The sequence below is a fragment of the Micromonospora phytophila genome, from assembly GCF_023656545.1.
Lineage (GTDB): Bacteria > Actinomycetota > Actinomycetes > Mycobacteriales > Micromonosporaceae > Micromonospora > Micromonospora phytophila.
In genome coordinates this window covers 1-3704 of sequence record NZ_JAMOKF010000441.1, presented here as the reverse complement: position 1 = coordinate 3704, position 3704 = coordinate 1, and the positions used below count along the sequence as shown (strand labels likewise).

The following is a 3704-nucleotide window of genomic DNA, read 5'->3' as shown; positions in this document are numbered from 1 at the left end:
GGCCGGCGCGGAGGTGGTGACCGTCGACCTGCTGCACGACGAGGCGCTGCCGGCCGGCACCCGCGCGCTGGTCGTCGGCGGCGGCCTGCCCGAGTCGTACGCCGAGCAGCTCTCCGCCAACCGCCGGCTCTGCATCTCCGTGGCCGAGCTGGCCCGCACCGGGCGGCCGGTCGTCGCCGAGGGGGCCGGCCTGCTCTGGCTCGCCCGCGAGCTGGACGGGTTGCCGATGTGCGGCGTGCTGGACGCGGTCGGGACCAGCCGGGAGGGTCTGGTGGTGGGCTACCGCCAGGCCACCGCGCTGACCGACAGCATCGTCGCGCCGGCGGGCACGGTGGTGTCCGGGCACAAGGAACACCGTGCCGTGCTCACCCCGCGGGCCGGGGAACGACCGGCCTGGAGTTGGGACGGCGGAGCACCCGAGGGTTTCCTCTGGCGGGGGGTGCACGCCTCCCAGCTCACCCTGCACTGGGCCGCGTACCCGCAGATCGCCGCCCGGCTGGTCGCCGCGGCGGCGCAGGAGACCGCGGCCGACCCGGCGCCCGCCCCGCCCGGTGGGGTGCCGGCGTGATCGGTCAGGTGGCGGTCCGCCGCTTCCCCGCGCTGACGGTCTCCACGCCCCGCACCGAGGTCCGCCCGCTGGTGGCGGCGGACGCGGCGGCGGCCGGGGAGGTGTTCGCCGACCGGCAGACCCAGCGGTGGCTGCCGTTGGCCGATTCCTCCGGCCAGATCGACGGTCTGGCCTGGTGCACGGACCTGGCCCGGCAGCGCCGCGACAGCGGCGACGGCGACCACTACGCGGTCCTGCGCCGGGAGGACGACCGGGTGGTGGGCTGCCTCTGGACCCGGCGCACCGACTGGGGCGCCCGGTGCACCGAGGTCTCGTACGCCATCGCGCCGCACGCCCGCGGCTTCGGCCTGGCCGCCGAGGCGGTCGACGCGCTGGCCATCGCGCTGATCCTCGAACACGGCTTCCACCGGGTCGAGCTGCGCGTCGCCCCGGGCAACCTGGCTTCCCGCCGGGTCGCCGAGAAGGCCGGCTTCAGCTACGAGGGGCTGCTCCGCAACGCCGGCTACGTCCGCGGCGCCCGGGTCGACCTCGAACTCTGGTCCTTCGTGGCCGCCGACCTCCGCTGAGCCACCCCCGCGCCACCCTTTTGGGGCATCCACCACGAGATCCTCCCGCCGGGCTCCCGCGATCCCGACGCGGAGGATCACCCTGGGCGGCCCGGGGTCAGCCGACGATCTGGTCGGAAGGCGGGGTGAACTGGCGGGTGGGTTTGCCCTTCAGGGCCTCGCGGAGGGTGCCGGCCACCGCCGCGATCGGGATCTGCGACTGGCCGTCACCGACGGCGTTGAACGGGTTGTCCGGGTCGGAGATGAAGCTCGCCGCCGCCAGTTCCGGGGTGTAGCCGACGAACCAGGCGGACCGGGTGCTGTCGGTGGTGCCCGTCTTGCCGGCCACCGGTCGGCCGACGGTGCCCCGCACGCTGTCCGCGGTCGACCAGCCCCCGCAGCTCCCCTTCGCCGGGGTGTCCCCGGTCGGGCAGCGGGCGGCGTCCGTGGCGGCGCGGGCCGCGTCGGCGCTCACCACCTGCCGGCAGCGCGGCTTGGCGACCTCGCGTTCGATCCCGGACACGGTCTTCCAGGTGGTCGGGGTGCCGTCCCGGTTGTAGATGGCCTGCACCGGGATCGCCTCGCAGTACCGGCCGTCGGCGGCGATCGCGGCGTACGCGTTTGCCATCTCCAGCGGGGTGGCGTCCGAGACGCCCAGGGTGAACGCGCCCCACTTGGGCGCCTTCGCGGGTGAAGCGTGATCCCGGTCCACGTCGGTGCGCCAGCGCAGCCCGAGCTGCTCGGCGAGGCGGACCGCCTTGTCCGCGCCGACCCGCTCCTCCAGCCACACGAAGTACGTGTTCACCGACTTGCCGAAGCCGGACCACATGGTCTGCTGGCCGCTCATCGCCCCGCTCGCGTTGGACGGCGCCCAGCCGTTGTAGACCTCGGAGCGGTACCGGTACGGGGCGTTGAACGAGGTGGAGAGGGTCATGCCGGCGTTGAGCGCGGCCAGCATCGGGAACATCTTGAACGTCGATCCGGCCTGGTAGCCCGGCAGGTCACCGCCGCCGAGCAGCGGCGCCACCGTGTTCGGGTAGTTCGCCTTCACCTTGGGGCCCGCCTCCGGATTCGAGCTCAGCGGGTTGTCGTCCAGGTTCAGCGAGTACGTGCGGTTCACCGCCATCGCCTTCACCCGCCCGGTGCCGGGCTCGGAGACCACGATGCCGTTGGCGAACGGGCTGCCGGTGTTCTCCTTGCTGCCGACCTGCTTCTCGGCCGCCTCCTGGACCTTCGGGTCCATGCTCAACACGATCCGGTAGCCGCCCCGGCGGAGCTTGTCCATCCGTTCCAGCGGGTTGTCCCCGAACGCGGGCTGCGCGCTCCACCAGTTCTTCAGGTAGTCGCAGGCGAAGCCCCAGTGGTTCCACTTCTCGGGCACGGAGGCGCAGTCGTTCGGCGGGTGGGTCAGCTTGAGCCGGATCGGCTCGGTCTTCGCCTGCGCCACGGCGTTCGGAGAGAGGTAGCCGAGCTGGGTCATCCGGTCCAGCACGTAGTTCCGTCGCCCGGTGGCGTCCTTCTGGTCGGAGCTGGCCGGGTCGTACTCGGACGGGGACTTGACCAGCCCGGCGAGGGTGGCCGCCTCGACCGGGGTGAGGTCCTTCGGGGTCTTGGAGAAGAAGATCTCGCTGGCCGCGTAGATGCCGTACGCGCGGTGCCCGAAGTACGCCGAGTTGAGGTAGCGCTCCAGGATCTGCTCCTTGCTGAGTTCCTTCTCCAGGTCCAGCGCCATGCGCATCTCCCGGACCTTACGCAGGCTGGTCTGCTGGGTGGCCTCCTGCACCTCCTGCGGCGTCTTCGCACTGTCCCGCAGCGCCATCCGGACGTACTGCATGGTGAGCGTGGACGCGCCCTGGGAGACGCCGCTGGAGCGGGCGTTGGCGACGAAGGCGCGGGCCACGCCCTTCGGGTCGACGCCGCGGTGCTGGTAGAAGCGGTTGTCCTCGGCGGCGACGATCGCGTGCTGGATGTTCGGGGACATGTCGGCCAGCTTCGTGTACTGCCGGTACTCCTCGTAGAACATCGTCAGCACGGTCCTGCCGTCGGGCGCGTACAGGTACGACGTCTCGGCCGGCAGTGCGGTGGTCAGGATCTTGGTCTTGTGTTCCATGGCGTGCGCGGTGACCTTGGCGCCCATCCCGGTGGCGGCGGCCACCGGGTAGGCCACGGCGGCGATCACGATGCCGGCGATCAGCCCGGCGCGGAGGAGAGGAACGAAACGACCAGCGGCAGCAAGGGGTCGGGTGCTCACACGGTCAAGTTATGACATTTCCGATTCGTACATGAGAAGAACTCATAAACCGGTCGGAGTGGTGAGGTGGTGGTGACGCGGCCCACGCCGGGATCCGCTGTCCCGCACGTCCCCTTCCCGGCAGGATCGCGGACATGCATGGTCAGCCGACAGCGGCACCCCCCGGGACAGAGCCGGACCTCGCCCACCACGGCGACGCCGAGGCGGGCGAGGGCCTCGTCGACCTCGCCGTCAACGTGCGGCGGGACGCCATGCCGGACTGGCTGGCCGACCCGGTCACCGCCGCGCTGGCCGACCTCGCCACGTACCCCGATCCGCGGCCGGCGCGGGCCGCCGTCGC

General features: G+C 72.2%; 2 protein-coding genes and 2 pseudogenes. 3 read left to right on the top strand and 1 reads right to left on the bottom strand.

Annotated elements, in window-relative coordinates; all coding sequences use genetic code 11:
- Positions 1 to 568 (top strand): annotated as a pseudogene (locus NCC78_RS29190) (cobyrinate a,c-diamide synthase); the annotation flags it as partial.
- A complete protein-coding gene (locus NCC78_RS29185) occupies positions 565 to 1134 on the top strand; it encodes a GNAT family N-acetyltransferase (protein WP_250798560.1) in 570 nt (189 codons plus the stop codon). The pseudogene NCC78_RS29190 and the gene NCC78_RS29185, both read left to right, overlap by 4 nt.
- 97 nt (positions 1135 to 1231) lie before the next feature.
- On the opposite strand, the gene NCC78_RS29180 is transcribed toward NCC78_RS29185, so the two are convergent.
- Positions 1232 to 3364: a transglycosylase domain-containing protein gene (locus tag NCC78_RS29180; protein ID WP_250798559.1), complete on the bottom strand. Its 2133-nt coding sequence runs from the start codon at positions 3362 to 3364 to the stop codon at positions 1232 to 1234.
- 134 nt (positions 3365 to 3498) lie between these two features.
- Here NCC78_RS29180 and NCC78_RS29175 point away from each other — a divergent pair.
- Positions 3499 to 3704, top strand: a pseudogene (locus NCC78_RS29175) (Rv2231c family pyridoxal phosphate-dependent protein CobC); the annotation flags it as partial.